This is a genomic window from Streptomyces sp. NPDC059092 (assembly GCF_042756365.1).
Classification (GTDB): domain Bacteria; phylum Actinomycetota; class Actinomycetes; order Streptomycetales; family Streptomycetaceae; genus Streptomyces.
Window position 1 is genome coordinate 1 of the sequence record NZ_JBHZEJ010000051.1, and the last position, 16,922, is coordinate 16,922.

The following is a 16,922-nucleotide window of genomic DNA, read 5'->3' on the forward strand; positions in this document are numbered from 1 at the left end:
GGCTTGTGGAAGCGCCGTCGCTCAACGGATAAAAGGTACCCCGGGGATAACAGGCCGCGCGGCAGCTCAGCGGTATCGCGGTACCGCTCGGGCCTCAGGGTTCTCGCGTGTAGAAGCGGTAGAAGGTGGCGATGACCGTGCCCGCGCCGATCGCGAGGCCGATCCCCGAGGACAGCAGCACGCTGTGCCCGGTGAGGCTGTAGAGGAAGCCGATGGACCCGCCCACCAGCACGCCCCAGGCCGCCGCCCTGAGTTCACGCGGCAGGGCGTGTTCCACCCTGAGCAGTCCGAAGAGCAGCAGCGCGAAGGCCGCCCCGGAGATCAGCGCCAGGGCGAGCTGCCCCCAGGTCGCGGGGCCGCCGCTGCGCGCGATGGCCTGTGCGTACGCGCCGTAGGCGATGCCCAGGAAGAGCGGTACGCCGAGGGTGAGTGGGGAGACGCGCCGGCCGCTGCGCCCGGAACGCACGCCATGGGCGCCGTGAGCGACGCGACCGCCGTGAGCGCCGTGAGCGCCGTGAGCGCCCGATGGTTCGTACCTACGGTGCGCCCCTTGCGTACGGAGCGGCGCGCCGCCGCCGTGCCGTCCGGGCAGAACAGGTGTGGCCATGGCCGGGAACTCCTTCCCTCACACCCCCCACGCCCCCACTTCTCCAGAGCACACCCGCCCCTCGCGCCCGTCAAGCCCGGCTTCTCCCTGTTTTCTCCTTATTTTCTCCCGTCCCTTCCTCTTTCCTCCCGTTCCCTCCTGGCCCCCTTCCCTCCTCACCGGGTCGGCGGCGCACCGCTCGCGCGGTCCGGCCGGTCCACGTTCCCTTGAGGGGTGCGGACCAACCACCGGAACTCCCTCTCCCTGGCGCTGATCCTCCTGCTGACGGTCCTCACCCCCCTCAGCGCGGTCGCCGCCTGGTCCGATCTGGAGGTGGGCGACACCCACCGCTTCGTTGCCACGACCGCGCCGCTCAGCTCCGACCCCGCCGTGCGGACGGCCCTCGCGGACCGGATCACGGAGCAGGTCATGTCGGAGATCGACAGGGGCGGGCTCGATGTGGGCCCTTTGCAGGGGGACGTACAGAGGGCGATGCGCGGTCTGGCGCACGACGCCGTGCTGTCCTTCACCGAGTCCGACGCGTTCAAGAACGCCTGGCGGACCGCTGTACGCGCCGCCCACTCCACGGTGGAACAGGCGCTGACCAGCGGGCGGGGCAACGCCGTGACCCTTGATCTGGCGCCCGTGGTCCGGCAGGTGAAGGCCCAACTGGTGGCCGACGGGGTGCCGTTCGCGGACCGGATCCCCGTACGGGACACCCGGATCGTCGTTCTGAAGGCCAATGGGCTCGGCGTCTGGCGCCAGGTCGCCGAAGGGCTGCGCGCCGCCGGGATCTGGCCGGCCGTCGGAACGGCGCTGATCGCGGCGGCGGCCGTACTCATCGCCCCGGCCGGCCGCAGGCGCCGGGCGCTGACCGGCGCCTGCCTCGCGGTCGCGGCGGGCGGGGCGCTGCTCATCGTGGTCGTCGCGGTGGCGCGGGGGACCGTACTCCAGGACCTGCCGGCCAACGGTGACCGGTCGGCCGGCGCCGCGTTCTACGACGCGCTGACCGGCTCACTCCGCATCACCGGCTGGTCTCTGCTGGGTGCTGGGCTGCTGCTGGCCCTGGCCGCGTGGCTGACGGGGCCCCTCACGCGCCGCCGGGAGCGGCGCCGCACGGGCCGTGACGCGGGCCCCCAGAGCCGCCACGCCTGACTTTACTAAATCTTTATGCCGATACCACCCAGCCGAATGTCCCTTTTGTTCCATTTGGAGCACCATGGGGATATGAGCCAGAACACAGCACAGCGGCCCCCCACCACGGGCATGGGCACAGGCACAGGTACTGGTACTGGAATGGGCATGGGAACCACCGGCGTAGGAACCGGCACCGGAGCCCATGCGGAAAGGAAGGCCGCCTGGGCAATTGGCGGTAGCTTCTTCGCCGGCGTCCTTCTGCTGGTGATCGGAGCGACAGACATTCTCCAGGGGATAGCGGCGATCAGGAGGAACGCCTTCCTCAACACCGCCGGCTACACCTACTCGTTCAACCTGACGTCGTGGGGCTGGATCCATCTGGCGATAGGCGTTCTGCTCGCCCTCGTCGGTATGGCACTCCTCGCACGGGCCAGGTGGGCGCGGTACGCGGGTATAGGACTTGCGGCACTGAACATGATCGCGCAGTTCATGTATCTGCCACACCAGCCGGTTTGGGCCGTCGTGGGCATAGCGCTGTCGGCGTTCATCATTTGGGCGCTGGCCAACGACCGGGGCGCTCTCGATACCGGAGCACGAGCCGGGTCGGGCGCGAGAACCTGACGGTCCGGCACCCCGAGCAGCTCAGAAAACCCAACCATCCACGCGGGAACAGCGGTTGTCGTCGCTGTTCCCGCCTTCACGCGTGTGCGCGCCGTGCCCCACGCCTGTGCGTCGTGACCCACGCGTGCACGCCCGTGATCCACAGCGCCGTGCCCCACGCGTACGCGCCGTGATCCGCCGTGGTCCACACGTGTGCGTCGTGGGCCCGTAAGGCTTGAGGGAAGATGAGCACTCCCAGCAGGCAGAGTGCGAGAGGCCCCCTTGAACGGCGCGGACAACACCAACACACCGTCACCGCCCGTCGCCCGCCCCCTCCTCCAGCGCCTGCTGACCGGGGCCGTCGGTCTGTTCCTCCTCGCCGCCACCGTCCTCCTCGGCTGCCGCGCGCTGGGCAGTGACGGCGTCACCCCCGTACCCCAGCTCCTCGCGTTCCTGCCCTGGCTGATCGTCCCTTCCGCCGTCGCCCTGCTCCTCACCGCGCTGCTGCGCTGGCGCGCCGGGGTGGTCTGGGCGCTGGTGGTGGTCGGCTGCGCGGGGTGGTTCCTGCGGCCGTACGACACGGAGGCCGCGTCCGCGTCAGGGACCGCCGGCACCGGCACCGCGCCCGTCACGCTCAAGGTGCTGACCTCCAACGTCGAGTACGGGCTGGGCACCCGCGGCCTGATCGACGTGATCCGCCGCGAGAAGCCCGATCTGGTCTTCGTCCAGGAATGCGAGTTCCGCTGTGTGGAACTCCTCGACGACCGGATACCCGAGGCCGACTACCCGTACCGGAACGTCGTCAAGGCCAGCAGCGCCGAAGGGTCCTCGATCCTCTCCCGCTTCCCGCTCACCGACACCGCGCGCATCCCCGGCCTCCTCGCGATGCCCGGCTCCACGGCCCGCATCGGGGACCGTACGGTGCGGCTCCAGCTCGCCCATCCGCTGCCGCCCATCCCGGGCATGGTCGACGACTGGCATACGGAGCTGGGCCGTATCCGTGCGTTCGCCGCCGCGCAGCACGCGGCCGACACCCCGCTGATCCTCGCGGGCGACTTCAACGCCACCCGCGACCACGCCACCTTCCGCGCCGTCCTGGACGCGGGCGGGCTGCGCGACAGCGCGCTCCTGGCGGGCGCGGGCCGCACCCCGTCCTGGCCCACCGACCTGCCCCGTCCGCTGGGCGCGCAGATCGACCACGTCCTGGTCAGCGACGACTTCTCGGTACGGAGCGCCCGCTTCCTGGACCTGGCGGACACCGACCACCGGTCGCTGCTCGTCGGCCTCGAACTGCGCTGACGGCGCCGCCACCCGCGCCACGACGGCTCGACAGCTCGACGTGCGGGCGGGGCGGCCCGGCGTGACGATCGGAACATGAACGACGAACCCAATGCCGACATCCTGCGGAACATCGACACGCTCGTCGCCGAGGAACGCACCCTGCGCGACCGCTCGACCCGCCGGCTCGGTCTCGCGCCGGAGGAGGAGACGCGGCTGCGTTCCGTGGAGGTCCAGCTCGACCAGTGCTGGGACCTGCTGCGCCAGCGCCGCGCCAAGTCGGAGTTCGGGGAGAACCCGGACGAGGCGCGGGTGCGGCCGGCGAGCGAGGTCGAGGGTTACCAGGCGTAGTCCACGGCCACAGCCGCGTCCGCCTGCCCGGCCGCATCCGTAGCCGTACGCGCGGGTGGGGCGCCGGGCCGGGCCGGGCACCGGTGTCGGCCCCGCCCGGCCCCGTACGTCACCCTGGCGCCATGGGAGAACACTCCGACCCGAGCGACGACCCGGCCGACGACCGGACCGACGGCCCCACCAAGGGCCCCACCAAGGGCCAGGACAACGGCCGGGACAGCGGCCGGAACAGCGGCCCGGCCAACGGCCTGCCCAACGGCCGGAGCAGCGCGAGCCCGCCCTCGCCGCGCCGCCCCACCGCACCCCCCTGGCTGCTCGCGGGCCTGCGCCCCGGCCCCGCGCCCATCCCGTGGGCCGCCGTCGCCCGTGCCTCCGTCGGTATGGCCGTCCCCCTCGCGGTGGGTTTCGCCGTCGATCAGCCCGCCTATGGGGCGCTCGCCTCGTTGGGCGCCCTGTACGGCGTCATCGGCGACACCGCGGACGCGTACCGGATGCGGATCTTCTACATCGCGGTCCCCCAGCTCTTCGGCGCCGTCGGCGTCACGCTCGGCGCGCTCGTCTTCGACCGGGGCTGGTGGGCCGTCGGCGTTCTCACCCTGCTCGCGCTCGTCTCCGGGATGATGTCCTCCATCGGCGCGGTCGCCTCGTCCTCGGGGCTCCAGCTCCTCCTCTTCGCCGTCCTGGGCGCGGGACTGGCGATGCCCGAGCCCTGGTGGGTGGCGCCGCTGCTCTTCACCCTGGGCGGGCTCTTCATCCTCCTGCTGTCCCTGCTGGCCTGGCCCCTGCGCGGCCTGGACCCGGAACGCGCCGCCGTCGCCCGTACGTACCGCGCCGTGGCCGACCTCCTCGCCGCGGCGGGCCACCGGGAGTCCGGCGGGCCTCCGGGACAGGACGCGTACGACACGAGGCGTCAGGCCGTCACCGACTCCCTCAACGAGGCGTACGACCTGGTCCTCGCCCGCCGCGCCCGCGAGCACGGCCGCTCCGAACCCCTCGTACGGCTGCTCGCCCAGCTCAACGTCGTCATCCCGCTGGTCGAGGCCGCCCCCGCCGCCCATCTGCACGGCCGTCCGCTGCCGGCCGCCGTCCCCGCCGCCGTACGGGAGTTGGCGGACGCCGTGGCCGAAGGGCGCCCGCGCGCCGCCGACGGCACGGACGACCGCCCCCACCGGCCCGGCGCCACCTCGGCGGAGCGCGCCGTCGACGCCGCGCTCCGCCACGCCACGTCCGTCGTGCACCACTCCGAGCCCGACCCGAACAACGTCGACGACCGCCTCGGCCGCCCCGCCGCCCTCCGCGTCCGCGCCCGCCGCGCCACCCGCGACGTGCTGCTCTCCGAGGACTCCTGGCGGTACGGACTGCGCCTCGCGCTCTGCATCGGGCTCTCCCAGGCGCTGGTGTCCCTCATCCCCGTACCGCGCTCCTACTGGGTGGCCCTCACCGTCACCTTCATCCTCAAGCCGGACTACGGTTCGGTCTTCTCCCGGGCGGTGCTGCGCGCCCTCGGCACGGTGGCCGGGCTCGTCGTCGCGGCGGCGATCCTCTCGCACGTGGCACGGGGCTGGTGGGACGTGGCGGTGATGCTGGTCATCGCGGGGATCGTGCCCGCGATGACGGCGAAGGGGTACGCCTTCCAGACGGCGGCCATCACCCCCGTCATCCTGCTCCTCTCCGACCTCCTCAGCCATGAGGGCTCCGGCCTGCTGCTCCCGCGCTTCGTCGACTCGATGATGGGGTGCGCGATCGCCCTGATCGCGGGGTACCTGCTCTGGCCGGAGAGCTGGCACACCCGGATCGGGGACCGGCTGGCGGACGCGGTCGAGGAGACGGCGGAGTACGTACGGTGCGCCTTCGCCGCGCCGCCCGACGCCGACCGTACGGAACGGGTCCGCACGCGCCGCCGTATCTACCGCGACCTGTCCGTCGTCCGCACCGAGTTCCAGCGCGCCCTGACCGAACCGCCGCCCACCGGCACGCGCGCCCGCGCCTGGTGGCCGCTGCTCGTCGCCGTCGAACGCGTCGTGGACGCCACGACGGCGGCCCGGGTGCGCGTCGACCACGGCGCCCCGCCGCCCGCCCCCGCCGAGATCGCCGCGATCGAACGCCAGTTGCGCGAACTGGCGGACGGTATGCGGTCGAGCGCCGTCCTGGTGGAGGTACGGGCGGACCTCGGCGGCGATGAGAAGGGCGTACTGGCCCCGCTGCGCCAGGAGGTACGGGGCGCACGCGCCATCGCCTCCCCGCAGCGCCGCACGGGCCTCACCGGTCGCGCATCGAATCCCCCGGCGTGACCCCGGGCGGGGTTCCCGGCGTGATCCCGGGCGTGGCCCCGGACGAGACCCCCGCCTCGATCCCGGACGAGACCCCCGCCGTGATCCCGGACGAGACCCCCGGCGCGATCCCGGACGAGACCCCCGGCGCGATCCCTGCCACGATCCCCGACGAGAGCCCCGGCTCGATCCCTGCCACGATCCCGCCCGAGACCCCCGACTCGCCCGCGCCCGGCACCTTCAGCAGCGCCCAGACCCGCTTCCCCGGCCCCCGGCGCGGCGCCACGCCCCAGTCGTCGGCCAGCGCCGCGACCAGCGCCAGCCCCCGCCCGCACTCGTCGTCCGCCCCCGGAACGCGCGGACTCGGCAGGGACTCCCCCGCGTCCTCGACCTCCACCCGGAACAGCCCGTCGGCGCGGAACAGGGTGACGGCGATCTCCCGGCCCGGCGGACTGCCGTGCCGCAGCGCGTTGGTGACGAGCTCCGACAGCAGCAGCGCCGCGGTCGCGCCCGTGTCCCCGGCCAACCCGATCCGGGCCCGCAGTACATGGCGCGCCCGGCCGACGCTACGGGGGTGACTGGCGAGCCGGAAAGTGACGTACTGGCCCTGCGGATCGCGCTGTTCGTCGTCCTGCTTCATGGGGGCGTCGTGATTCATGGGAAGGAACTTCCCCGTAACAGGACATTTACGTTTTCCGGCCCGAATATCTCGATCCGGATTCCGTTCGGGTCCCGCCCGAAACCGCGCCGGACCCGCCCGAAGTCACCCCGGGGACCCGCCCGAAGTCACTCCGGGCACCGCCCGACGCCCCGCCTCCAGGTCAGAACCCGGGGAAGACGCGGCGCAGGTCGTCCAGGGTGATCGCGTCGCCGGTGAGCACCACCGAGGCGGGCGTGTGGTCGGGCGCGTGGCGGCCGGTGACCGCGCGGAGCCACCACTCGGCCGGGGCGGTGAGGAGAGCGTCCGGCTGGGCGGGGGTGTCGCCGATCGTGGCGGCGTCACCGAGGTCGAGGCCGAAGGAGCGGTCCGGGGAGATGAGGCGGACGGCGAGCGCGACCTGGCGGCCGTCGAGTGCGGCCGGCTTGGCGAGGAAATGGATGAGCGAGGCGGTCTGGTCGAGCAGCGGTTCGGTCGCCTCGGGCGCCAGGGTCGCCGTGGAGTCGAAGCCGACCCTGACGTCCCACGCGTGCTGCGCGAACTCGGAGAGCCGCAGGCCGGCCGCGGTGGCCACGTCGACCGGCGCGGGAAGGAAGCCCAGTTCGATACGGAGGTCGGCGCGGGCCGGCGCGTCCAGGCCCTCGTACCGCAGGACCAGCACCTCGTCGGCTTCGAGGAAGCCCGCGGCCCGCTCGGCGGGCGTCATGGCGTCCCAGCGCGCCCAGACCGAGGGGTTGAAGTCACCGTCGGGGCTGCCCGTGCCGTTCAGGGCGCCTTCGAGGACGGCGAGGCTGATCTCGGCGCCGCTTCCGAGGTGGCTCAGCACCTGCGACACGTCCCATTCCGAGGCCCCGGACGGGCGAGCGAGGTCGTCCTCGGTGAAACCGCGTACGAGGGAAGCCAGTTCGTCGTGCCCGGTACGCAGGGCCTTGATCGTCAGGTCGGCACGGTCGGTCGTCATTGCAGTGGTCTCCGTTACCAGCGTGGCAGAAACGTGAAAGGGGAGCGAAACAAGGGGAAAGGGTACGGAGCCGGTCAGGCTACCGCGTGGGTGAAGCGAAGCGTGGCGGTGACCGTGGTCAGGCCGCGCATCATGCCCATCTGGCTCCCGCCCACCCCGAACTGGAGCCGGTCGACGGTGAACTCGACCTCCAGGGCGACCGCACCGCCGTCCGCCCGGACGACACGCGCGACCAGCGCCTGGGGCCGGGTGACGCCGCGCACGGTGAGCCGGCCCTCGACCTCGACGGTGTCGTCGGAACGGAGCCCGGCCCCCTGCACGGCGAAGGTGAGGGCGGGGTGGCTGTCGACGTCGAAGAAGTCGGCGTGGCGCAGGTGCTTGTCACGCTTGGCGTGCTTCGTGTCGAGGGAGGCGGCGTCGACGGTGATCGCGCCCTGGGCGGAACCGTCGGCCAGGACCTCGCCCTGGCCGCTCACCGACGTAAAGGTCCCGTTGACGGTGACCAGGCCCCACATCGTCTTCTGCTGTACGGCGACGACGGAGGCGGCCTGGTCGAGCTGCCACAGCCCGGGTTCGACGGCGACGGTCATGGGAGGGCTCCTGACGAAGGGCGGCACAGGGCATCGGTCATCCAAATTTGAACAACGTCACCGTAGCCCGTAATCCAAATATGAACAACCTACTTCTCCAAAATTGGACAACCGTTAGAATCGTGGCTATGCAGGAACCCTCCGACCACCCAGCCGCGCCCGAGTGCACCTCGCCGCGCGGCGACGCGCTGCTACCACCCGAGCTACGCGCCTGGATGCACCTCCTGGCCGCGGCCGGCGTGATCGAGCAGGGGCTGCGCTCGCAGGTCAAGGAGGCCCTCGGGGTCTCGCACGACGAGTTCCTCGTGGTGTGCCTGCTCGCGGACCAGCCGGAGGCAAGCCTCCGGATGACCCGGATCGCCGAACTCCTCGGCCGCCCCAAGACCCGGCTGACCTATCAGGTCGCCTGCCTCCAGCACGCCGGACTGGTCACCCGCCGCTCCGTCTCCTGCGACAAACGCGGCGTCGAGGTCGCCCTCACCGACAAGGCCCGCCGCGTCCTGGGCGAAGAGTTCCCGGCCCTGGCCGCCACCGTCGCCCGGGCCCTGACCGAGGACATCGATCCCACCCAGCGCGCCGCGCTCTGCGGGCTGCTGCCGCAGACCCGGACGGAGAACGCTCCGGGGGACTGAGCACCCCGGCCCCGGCGCCCGGCCGCGGGAGTGGCGTCCCGTGCGCCGGCACGCCACTCCGGCGCGCCGGAACCCGTAGGTGACAGTTCGCCGTGCGCCTAAGCTCCGTGAACTATGAAGGTGCTGATATCGGTTGACATGGAGGGCATCTCGGGGGTGGTGCACCCCACCGAGACGAATCCGGATCGCTACGACTACGAGCGCGGCCGGGCGCTGATGACGGCCGAGGCGAACGCGGTGATCGCCGGTGTCCTCGACGCCGATCCCACCGCCGTGGTGTGGGTCGCCGACGCGCACGGGCCGTTCCGTAACCTGCTGCCGGAGGAACTCGACCGGCGGGCCTGTCTGGTACGGGGCAAGCCGCGCCCCCTGGGCATGCTCGGCGGGCTCGACGAGGCCACCGACGCGGTGCTGCTCATCGGCTGTCACGCCCGTGCCGGTGTCGGGCCCGCCGTACTCGCGCACACCATGAGCGACGCCATCCTCGACGTACGGGTGGCCGGACGCTCCCTGGGCGAGATCGGCCTCAACGCCGCCTTGGCCGGGGCGTTTGGGGTACCGGTCGTACTCCTCAGCGGTGACGACACCGCCTGCGCCGAACTGCGCGAACTGGCCCCCACCGCGGTCACCGTTCCCGTCAAACAGGCCCTCGGACAGGCCGCCGCTGTCGCCCTGCACCCCGAGGAGGCCCGCGAGCGGCTGCGCCGCGCCGCCGCCGAGGCCATCGCCCGACGCGCGGCGGTTCCGCCGCTCGTCCTGGACGGACCGTTCGATGTCGAGGTCGACCTCTACAGCCCGGTCTCGGTCGACCTGGCGACGCTCATCCCCGGCGTCTCACGCGCCGGAGGCGACGGGGGCCGCACGGTCACCTTCACGGTCGACGAGTTCACCGACGCCTACCGGCTGGTCCTCCTGCTCGTACAGCTCTCCTCCATCAAGCCCGGATAGGGCCCCGGTCCCGCGGAGCCCCCAGTTCCGCGGGGCGTGAACGCCGGAACCGGGACACCCGGCCGCCGCGGTCGCGCGGGGCCGGTCATTGTTCGTTTTTGATCCACTCGCTGCCGCCCAAGGGGTAGATGTATTCCGGCCGGCCGGTACGGGCACTCGTGCGGAAAGGCTTGCCGTCGTCGTTGATGTGCACGGTGCCGCTGCGGCCGCCGCTCGACCAGTCCAGGCTGAGATCCCAGCGGACATCGTGCGCCTTGACGCGCGCGGTGATGTAGAAGACCTCCGGATCGGACTCGCTGACCTTGTACGGGAAGTCGCGTTGGCCGCCCTTGACGGTCACCGTGGGACTGCCCTTGTCGAGATCGATGTCGAAGGACTTGGTCTCGACGCCACCGCCGCAGCCGTTCCCCATCTCGTAGTCGTTCCAGGCGAGCGGTGCCCGCTTGGTGACGACACGTACGTGCAGTTCCTTCAGGACGACCGTGCCCCGCCCGCTGCCCTGAACGGTCAGGGCGACCCGCTGCACCCCCGAGGAGACCGCGCCGTACACGGCGGCCCAGTGCGGCGCCTCCGGCTCGTACGCGGGCGGGCCGACCTGCTCGGGTTCACTGTCGACGAGGAAATGCTGACTGCACGGGTCCTCGTAGTAGTAGGGGTTGACAGCGACGTTCAGCGGTGCGGCGGTGCTGTCACCGGCAGGCTCATCCGCGCCGCCCCTACCGGGCTCGGCCGCGCCCCCCTTGTCACCGCCCTTCGAGGCGCTGGGGCTGACCCCGCCGGATGCGGTGGCGGACGCGGATACCGAGGGGCCGGGGCTCTTACCGCTCGGAGAAGGGGTGGTGGAGTCTGCCGTCGACGGCTCTGTGGCGCCCGCCGGGCCGGTGGCCGGGGCGGTGGCACCGGCCGGCCGCTCGCCCCCGGCGGCCTTCGCTCCCCCGCCGAAGGGCACATTGACGGCGAGCACCACGGCTCCCAGTACGGCGGCGGCAGCGGAGGAAGCGATCAGCGCGGTGCGGCCACGCCGGGACGGCGCGGGCTCGCGCGGCACGTCGACGACAACCGGATCGACGGAGGCCGGATCGGCGACGAGCGGGTCGACGACAACCGGTTCACCGTCCGTGCCCTGCCGCCGCACTGACGCCGCGCCGGCCGATTCCGGCGTGGAAGCCGGCGGCACCGCGGCCGAACTCGATGTCGGCCCAGACCCCGGCGTCGGCGCAGAACCCGGCCTCATCGCCGGGGCCGGATCCCCGGCACGGTCATCCGCGTCCCCCGCGTCCCCCTCCTCGGCAACCTCAGCCACCCCGGCCGCCGCCACCTGCTCCGGCCTGCCCCCTCGTGCCGCGTCCGCCAGGATCCAGTGCCGGTGCAGCTCCACCAGTTCCTGCGGCGTTGCCCGGCACACCCGCGCGAGGCTCTCCACCGGTGCGTACCCGTGGGGCACCGCGGTGCCGTTGCAGTAGCGGTGCAGCGTCGACGTGCTCATGTGCAGCCGCTTGGCCAGCGCCCCGTAGCTCAGCCCCGAGCGGTCCTTCAGCTCCCGCAGCCGCGCCGCGAACTCATCCGTTCTCCCCGACCGTGTCGCGTCCGGCACTCGTTCTGTCATCCCTGTCCCTGTCCCATTCACGCGTTCCAGGGGCAGCGTGTTTCCCCTGTTCAGAGCCCGTTCCAGCGTTCCAGCGTCCCGAACTCCGCGCTATGCGTGGCGGCTGGGACGGAACAGCCCACAAGCTTCGGTCATCCAAACACCACACCCATCCAAACACCCAAGGGGTACAACCGCATGTCCCGCATCCGTAGCTCCCGTGCCCGCCTTGTGACCACCGCGGCGGCCGTCGCACTCGCCGCTCTCTCCCTGACCGCGTGCCAGGACGGAACAGGTGTGGTCGACGAGGGCGCGTCGACGGATTCCACCGGGACCACCTCGCCCGACAAGAACGCTCCCGCGTCGAAGGAGTCCGACTCCGGCTCGTCCGACAACGGCTCGTCCGACAACGGCTCCTCGGACACCGGCTCCTCCTCCGGCGACGCGAAGCAGGGCTCCAACGCCTCGAAGCCGGCCGCGCAGGCCCCCGCCGGGGATGCCCCCGCCTCCTCCGGCAAGACGGTCACCTGCGAGGGATCCAACACCAAGACGGTCGCGGCCCCGCTGACCCGCCCGGTGAACCACATGCTCCTCACGGTCACCAACACCGGCAGCAACACCTGCTTCCTGTACACCTACCCGGCCGTCGCCTTCGGCGAGGCCCAGTCGGTGCCGCCGGTCATCGAGGAATCCCAGCCGCAGGCGGTCGTCACGCTTGAGCCGGGCCAGTCCGGCTACGCCGCCGTGGCCCTGTCCGCCACCGACGGCAGCGGCTCAAACGGCACCACGGAGAAGTCCCTGGCCATCTCCTTCTGGGACCGCTCCGGCAGTGAGAGCGTCGGCTCGGTCGCCACCCCCGCACTGCCCGCCAAGGGCGTGTACATCGACGACTCGCTCAAGGTCACGTACTGGCAGCAGTCGATGGACGACGCCATCAGCTGGTGAACCCACGTCTCCGCTCCGGCGGCAGGCGGGCCGCTCGGGCCGACGCGGTGAACGCGGTGGACGCGGTGGACGCGGTGGACGCGGTGAAGGACGTTCAGCGCGTCCACAGTTCGCACCACACGGTCTTGCCGACCGTACGGGGCTCAACTCCCCAGCGGTCGGCGACCTGCTCCACGATCAGCAGCCCCCGGCCGAAGCACTCCTCGTCGGTGGCTGCCCGGGGCGTCGGCAGCCGTTCCCCGCGCGGATCGGTGACCTCGATACGCAGCATCGTGGCAGTCAGGGCGAGCCGCACCCGGAAGAACCGGTCCCGCAGACACCCGTGCAGCAAGGCATTCGTAGCAAGCTCACTCACCAGCAGCGCCGCCGACCAGGACAGCTCGGGCCGCCCCCACTCGCCCACCAGCCGCCCGGCGCGGCACCGGGCCAGCGACACACTGCCGGCGACCGGCGTGTAGTCCAGCGAATCCACCTGAAGGACGGCCCCGAACTCGGGTCCCGGGGCCGGAACTTCCTGCGCAGCGGTCATGAACACGCACCTCCGTGTGCGGTCGGGATCTGCCCGTACGAGGGCGCGCATGGCAGTGGCGATGCCGCTGCGCCGTCCCCCTTCCGGGGGAAGGCGCGGCGGTGCACTTCCACCAGGCGACTCCACAGTGCGAGCGAATGAGCACCGAAAGTAGCGATGCACGAGTCTCGGGCGCAAGGCAATCGGAGACATTCGTCTCCAACGAGTGAACCCGGGTCGACTACGCAGGGTCCTCGGGTGGACACTGAGAGCGTGAAGAGAACGAGTCAACTGGGCAATCGGGTCTCGACTGTTCTGGGACGCAAGCTCGGACGTGAGCTGCTGCGCCTGCGTATCGCGGCCGGTAAGACCCAGCAGCAGGCCGGTGACGTGATCAACGCGACGAACTCGAAACTCGTGAAGATGGAGAGCGGCTGGGTACCGATGCGGGACCCGGACATCCGGATCCTTTGCGAGTCCTACGGTGTGAACGACCCCAAGGTCGTGGGCTGGCTGCTGGAACTGGCGCGGCTGGACCGCGAGCGACGCAAGGCCAAGGGGTGGTGGATCAGCACCACCACACCCACCACACCGGTCGAGTACCTGTACTTGGAAGACGCGGCGTACGGCATCAGGCAGTGGCAAATGGCTTTGATCCCTGGGCTGTTCCAGACACCCGAATACCTCCGCGCCTTGGGTACGGCAGAGGTGACCTGGGACGACATGGACCGGATGGACGATGTCGTCGCGACGCGCATGAAACGACAGGAACGGCTCCACAGCGCCGACCCTCTACAGATTCACGCCGTCGTCTGGGAAGCTGCGCTGAGGCAGCAGATGGGCGGACCAGAAGTGATGAAGCAACAACTCGCCCGCCTCTGCGAGGTGGTGGAACTCCCGAATGTCCGGCTTCAGGTGCTGCCGTTCGAGGCGGGGCGGCACCCCTGTATCGGCGGTCCGTTCAGCATCCTCTCCTTCGGGGAGGACGAGGCACTGGACCTGGCGTACGTGGAGACTCCTCGCTCCCTCATCTGGATCGAGAACGCGGAAGAGGGCGCCAGCTTCGCCAACCTCTTCGACCGGACAGCCGAGGCAAGTCTCTCGCCGCGCGAGTCAGCTCGGTTCATCGACAACGTACGCAAGGAGACGAGCAAGTAGTGCTGCTCCAGTTCAAGAAGTCGAGCTACAGCGTCGGTCAGACCGACTGCGTCGAAGTCGCCCGGAACATACCCGGCACGGTCGCCGTCCGCGACTCCAAGAACCGGACCGGCCCCGTCCTCCTCCTCACCCCCGCCGCCTGGTCCGCCTTCGCCGCGACCGTCAACACAAACGTGGCGTCCGGCTCTTAGGTCCTGCCCGGCCGATCTTGGACCGTGGGAAGGTGCACCACATGATGTGTATCCGAAGGGGCCGTGCCGCGTAGATCACCAGCTTCACTTCGACCGCGGGAACGCGGCTGGAGAAGCCCCTGGGTCCGGTATCGCGATGTCCCGGGTCTGTCGGGGGCGGCGAATGCCGCCGTCCGCATGCTCGAACGGGAGCGGTTGTCTCCGGGCATCGTGTCAGTGGCGCTGAGCGTATGGTCTGTGCGCGTCCACGGCACCAAGCGCCGTTGGAGTCGGTGGGAGGCAGAGTTCGCCTGCCCGTGCTGCGAAGGCTGGGCTCGGGACAAGCTGGAAGAGGCTCTGTTCATGCTTCCGCCTCGGGCCGCCACCGAACTCCGAGCGGAGATCGAGCGCCTGGACATGGTGTTGCTCGGGCGAACGCATCACGAGCCCATGTCAGATCCGGAGTTGGCGTGGTGGCATCGGAGGTGCTGACCGTTTCGGCGCCGTCCACTGATTCGCTGCCTCTTGCACGACTGGTCGGGAGGATCTCGGGGGAGGCGGAGTGGCGACGTACGGAGCCGCGCCCGCCGGCGGGTGGCAACCGCTGCGGGCGGTGGCGCGCTCACCGCCGGACGGTGAGCGGCATTCCGCACGGCGTGCGGACCGGCGGGCGCGACGTGGCCGGTCATTCCTTGTGGGCGACGTATCCCCACTGTTCGACGTCCGGGGCCGTCGTCCCGTCCTCGGGGTACCAGCGGTTGATGGGACCGAGTCCGGGCGGTGGGATGGTGAGGCCGTCGGCGAACGCCGCCATCTGCCCGGCGGTACTGGTGACGTAGGGGTGGGTGCCCGAGGCCGCGTACGTCTCGTTCGCGGCGTCGGCCTCCGGTGTCGAGATCGTGGTGCACAGGACGAGGCAACTGCCCGGCGCCAGACGGGTCGTGTACGCCCGTACCAGCCTCGCGGCGTCGGCCGGGTCGGGGATGTGGCCGATGACGGACAGCAGCATCAGCGCGACCGGCCGGTCGAGGTCGAGGGTCCGTGCCGCGTGGGCCAGGACGCTGTCCGGGTCGGTCAGGTCTCCGTGGATGTAGTCGGTCGCGCCCTCCGGGGTGCTGGTGAGCAGGGCGCGGGCGTGCGCGAGCACGATGGGGTCGTGGTCGACGTAGACGATCCGGGCGTCGGGAGCGACGCGCTGGGCGACCTCGTGGGTGTTGTCGGCGGTCGGCAGGCCGGTTCCGACGTCGAGGAACTGCCGGATGCCGTGCTCGGCGGCCAGATGACGGACGGTCCGCCCGAGGAACGCCCTGCTCGCGCGGGCCAGATCGACGGCACCGGGCCACTCCCGCTTCATCCGCTCGCCCAGCTCGCGGTCCGCCTCGAAGTTGTCCGTGCCGCCCAGCAGGTAGTTCCAGAACCGCGCGGAATGCGGTTTCTCGGGCTGAAGATCAAGGTCCTGTGTCAGGTCGTCGTGGCTGCTCATCGGTTTCCCCTCGGAGTGTTCGAGTTTCCGCTTTCGCGACCGTGAATACGGCCATTCCCGCGCACGGGGACAACGAACCCGTCCACGCCCGCGGATCGGCCCCACCCCCGAAGTCCCGTTCCAGGCAGGTCCGGTGGCGACGTACGCGCTCTGTACGATCAAGGTCTTTTCCAGCACACCGAGCGGCACGCCGGGTGGGGAGACCGGGCGTGCCGCGGTTCCCGAGGGGGATTCATGGGCGTACGCGCCACCACCGCCACCTCTGTCGTGGCCGCCGTCACGACGGGGGCTCTGGCCTTCTCCGTCTTCACCGCGCCGGCCGCGTTCGCGGCGAAGGACAACCTGTCGATCAGCGATGTGGTCGCCAACGGCGGCAGCAGCATCGTTGTCGGCACCAGCGCGAAGAAGTCCTTCACGGTCACGGCGACCGTCACCGAGGACTCCGGCATCAAGGAGGCCGACCTGGCCATCGAGCACGACGATCCGCACTACAACTTCTACCAGAAGCCCGCCACCTGCACGTCCGCGGGGAAGTCGCGGTACTCCTGCAAGGCCACCCTCACCATCGACCCGCGTGCCGAGTGGTTCCGTAACGTGCAGGCGGGCACGTGGCGGGTCCACGCCCAGGCGTTCGGCAAGGACGGTGACCTCTACGGTGACTACTACTCGACCGTCCCCGTGAAGCGCGCCGCCCAACTGGCCGTCGACGCGTCCCCGGAGCCGGTGCAGAAGGGCAAGACGCTGACCGTCACCGGCAAGCTCACCCGCGCCGACTGGAACACGAACAAGTACGCGGGCTACGGATCCCAGTCCGTACGGCTTGAGTTCCGTAAGAAGGACAGCAGCACCTACTCCCTCGTCAAGACGGTGAAGACCAACGGGTCCGGCAGCCTCAAGACCACCGTGAAGGCGGCCTCGGACGGCTACTGGCGCTGGAAGTTCACCGGCACCTCCACCACCGCGGGCACCACGGCCACCGGCGACTACGTCGACGTGCGCTGAACCCCGCCCGCCCCGGGCCGTCGGCGGAGGCCGGGCCCGGGGCGGGCGGTCTCCGGTCGC

General features: G+C 71.1%; 18 protein-coding genes. 11 read left to right on the plus strand and 7 right to left on the minus strand.

Annotation, left to right across the window (positions count from 1 at the left end):
* Window positions 1-94 precede the first annotated feature (94 nt).
* Window positions 95-466 (minus strand): hypothetical protein, encoded by a 372-nt coding sequence (locus ACFXPL_RS25685; protein ID WP_384923885.1) that lies wholly within the window; start codon window positions 464-466, stop codon window positions 95-97.
* A 354-nt stretch (window positions 467-820) separates the two neighbouring features.
* On the opposite strand from ACFXPL_RS25685, the gene ACFXPL_RS25690 reads away from it, so the two are divergent.
* The 5 genes from ACFXPL_RS25690 (at window position 821) to ACFXPL_RS25710 (ending at window position 6,243) form a co-directional block, all read left to right on the plus strand.
* Complete coding sequence (locus tag ACFXPL_RS25690; RefSeq protein ID WP_384923887.1) at window positions 821-1,741, plus strand: hypothetical protein; 921 nt, start codon at window positions 821-823, stop codon at window positions 1,739-1,741.
* Between the two features lie 72 nt (window positions 1,742-1,813).
* A complete protein-coding gene (locus ACFXPL_RS25695; protein ID WP_384923889.1) occupies window positions 1,814-2,344 on the plus strand; it encodes a hypothetical protein in 531 nt (176 codons plus the stop codon).
* Window positions 2,345-2,605: 261 nt separating this feature from the next.
* Window positions 2,606-3,622, plus strand: coding sequence for an endonuclease/exonuclease/phosphatase family protein (locus tag ACFXPL_RS25700; RefSeq protein WP_384923891.1), 1,017 nt, complete (start codon window positions 2,606-2,608; stop codon window positions 3,620-3,622).
* 75 nt (window positions 3,623-3,697) lie between these two features.
* Window positions 3,698-3,952: a DUF2630 family protein gene (locus ACFXPL_RS25705; RefSeq protein WP_384923893.1), complete on the plus strand. Its 255-nt coding sequence runs from the start codon at window positions 3,698-3,700 to the stop codon at window positions 3,950-3,952.
* Window positions 3,953-4,074: 122 nt separating this feature from the next.
* The gene (locus ACFXPL_RS25710; RefSeq protein WP_384923895.1) at window positions 4,075-6,243 is read left to right on the plus strand and encodes an FUSC family protein; all 2,169 of its coding nucleotides are present in this window, start codon (window positions 4,075-4,077) and stop codon (window positions 6,241-6,243) included.
* Here ACFXPL_RS25710 and ACFXPL_RS25715 read toward each other — a convergent pair.
* The 3 genes from ACFXPL_RS25715 to ACFXPL_RS25725 all read right to left on the minus strand — a co-directional run bounded on the left by ACFXPL_RS25715 (window position 6,212) and on the right by ACFXPL_RS25725 (window position 8,431).
* Window positions 6,212-6,880 (minus strand): ATP-binding protein, encoded by a 669-nt coding sequence (locus ACFXPL_RS25715; protein ID WP_384923897.1) that lies wholly within the window; start codon window positions 6,878-6,880, stop codon window positions 6,212-6,214. The two genes, ACFXPL_RS25710 and ACFXPL_RS25715, sit on opposite strands and share 32 nt — an antisense overlap.
* A 163-nt stretch (window positions 6,881-7,043) precedes the next feature.
* A complete protein-coding gene (locus ACFXPL_RS25720) occupies window positions 7,044-7,841 on the minus strand; it encodes a maleylpyruvate isomerase family mycothiol-dependent enzyme (RefSeq protein ID WP_384923899.1) in 798 nt (265 codons plus the stop codon).
* A 74-nt stretch (window positions 7,842-7,915) separates the two neighbouring features.
* On the minus strand, window positions 7,916-8,431 hold the full coding sequence (locus ACFXPL_RS25725) for a YceI family protein (RefSeq protein WP_384923901.1): 516 nt from the start codon (window positions 8,429-8,431) through the stop codon (window positions 7,916-7,918).
* A gap of 128 nt (window positions 8,432-8,559) precedes the next feature.
* Between ACFXPL_RS25725 and ACFXPL_RS25730 the strand changes: the two genes are divergently transcribed.
* Together ACFXPL_RS25730 and ACFXPL_RS25735 are read left to right on the plus strand one after the other, a co-directional pair.
* A complete protein-coding gene (locus ACFXPL_RS25730; RefSeq protein WP_384923903.1) occupies window positions 8,560-9,063 on the plus strand; it encodes a MarR family winged helix-turn-helix transcriptional regulator in 504 nt (167 codons plus the stop codon).
* Between the two features lie 114 nt (window positions 9,064-9,177).
* A complete protein-coding gene (locus tag ACFXPL_RS25735; protein WP_384923905.1) occupies window positions 9,178-10,011 on the plus strand; it encodes a M55 family metallopeptidase in 834 nt (277 codons plus the stop codon).
* Between the two features lie 85 nt (window positions 10,012-10,096).
* Here the strand turns inward: ACFXPL_RS25735 and ACFXPL_RS25740 are convergent, their stop codons facing one another.
* Window positions 10,097-11,617, minus strand: a complete 1,521-nt coding sequence (locus ACFXPL_RS25740; protein WP_384923907.1) for a helix-turn-helix domain-containing protein — start codon at window positions 11,615-11,617, stop codon at window positions 10,097-10,099.
* 177 nt (window positions 11,618-11,794) lie between these two features.
* On the opposite strand from ACFXPL_RS25740, the gene ACFXPL_RS25745 reads away from it, so the two are divergent.
* The gene (locus tag ACFXPL_RS25745) at window positions 11,795-12,541 is read left to right on the plus strand and encodes a DUF4232 domain-containing protein (protein WP_384923909.1); all 747 of its coding nucleotides are present in this window, start codon (window positions 11,795-11,797) and stop codon (window positions 12,539-12,541) included.
* Window positions 12,542-12,635: 94 nt separating this feature from the next.
* Here the strand turns inward: ACFXPL_RS25745 and ACFXPL_RS25750 are convergent, their stop codons facing one another.
* Complete coding sequence (locus tag ACFXPL_RS25750) at window positions 12,636-13,070, minus strand: ATP-binding protein (protein WP_384923911.1); 435 nt, start codon at window positions 13,068-13,070, stop codon at window positions 12,636-12,638.
* A gap of 237 nt (window positions 13,071-13,307) precedes the next feature.
* On the opposite strand from ACFXPL_RS25750, the gene ACFXPL_RS25755 reads away from it, so the two are divergent.
* Entirely contained in the window at window positions 13,308-14,207 is a 900-nt protein-coding gene (locus ACFXPL_RS25755) for a helix-turn-helix domain-containing protein (RefSeq protein ID WP_384923913.1), read from the plus strand.
* Window positions 14,207-14,398 carry a DUF397 domain-containing protein gene (locus ACFXPL_RS25760; protein ID WP_384923915.1) on the plus strand — a complete coding sequence of 64 codons (192 nt, stop codon included), beginning with the start codon at window positions 14,207-14,209 and terminating at the stop codon, window positions 14,396-14,398. The genes ACFXPL_RS25755 and ACFXPL_RS25760 overlap by 1 nt, the downstream gene beginning before the upstream one ends.
* Window positions 14,399-15,062: 664 nt before the next feature.
* Here the strand turns inward: ACFXPL_RS25760 and ACFXPL_RS25765 are convergent.
* Window positions 15,063-15,860 carry an SAM-dependent methyltransferase gene (locus ACFXPL_RS25765; RefSeq protein ID WP_384923917.1) on the minus strand — a complete coding sequence of 266 codons (798 nt, stop codon included), beginning with the start codon at window positions 15,858-15,860 and terminating at the stop codon, window positions 15,063-15,065.
* Between the two features lie 234 nt (window positions 15,861-16,094).
* Here ACFXPL_RS25765 and ACFXPL_RS25770 point away from each other — a divergent pair, with 234 nt between their 5' ends.
* Window positions 16,095-16,862 (plus strand): hypothetical protein, encoded by a 768-nt coding sequence (locus ACFXPL_RS25770; protein WP_384923919.1) that lies wholly within the window; start codon window positions 16,095-16,097, stop codon window positions 16,860-16,862.
* The last annotated feature ends 60 nt before the right edge of the window (window positions 16,863-16,922 follow it).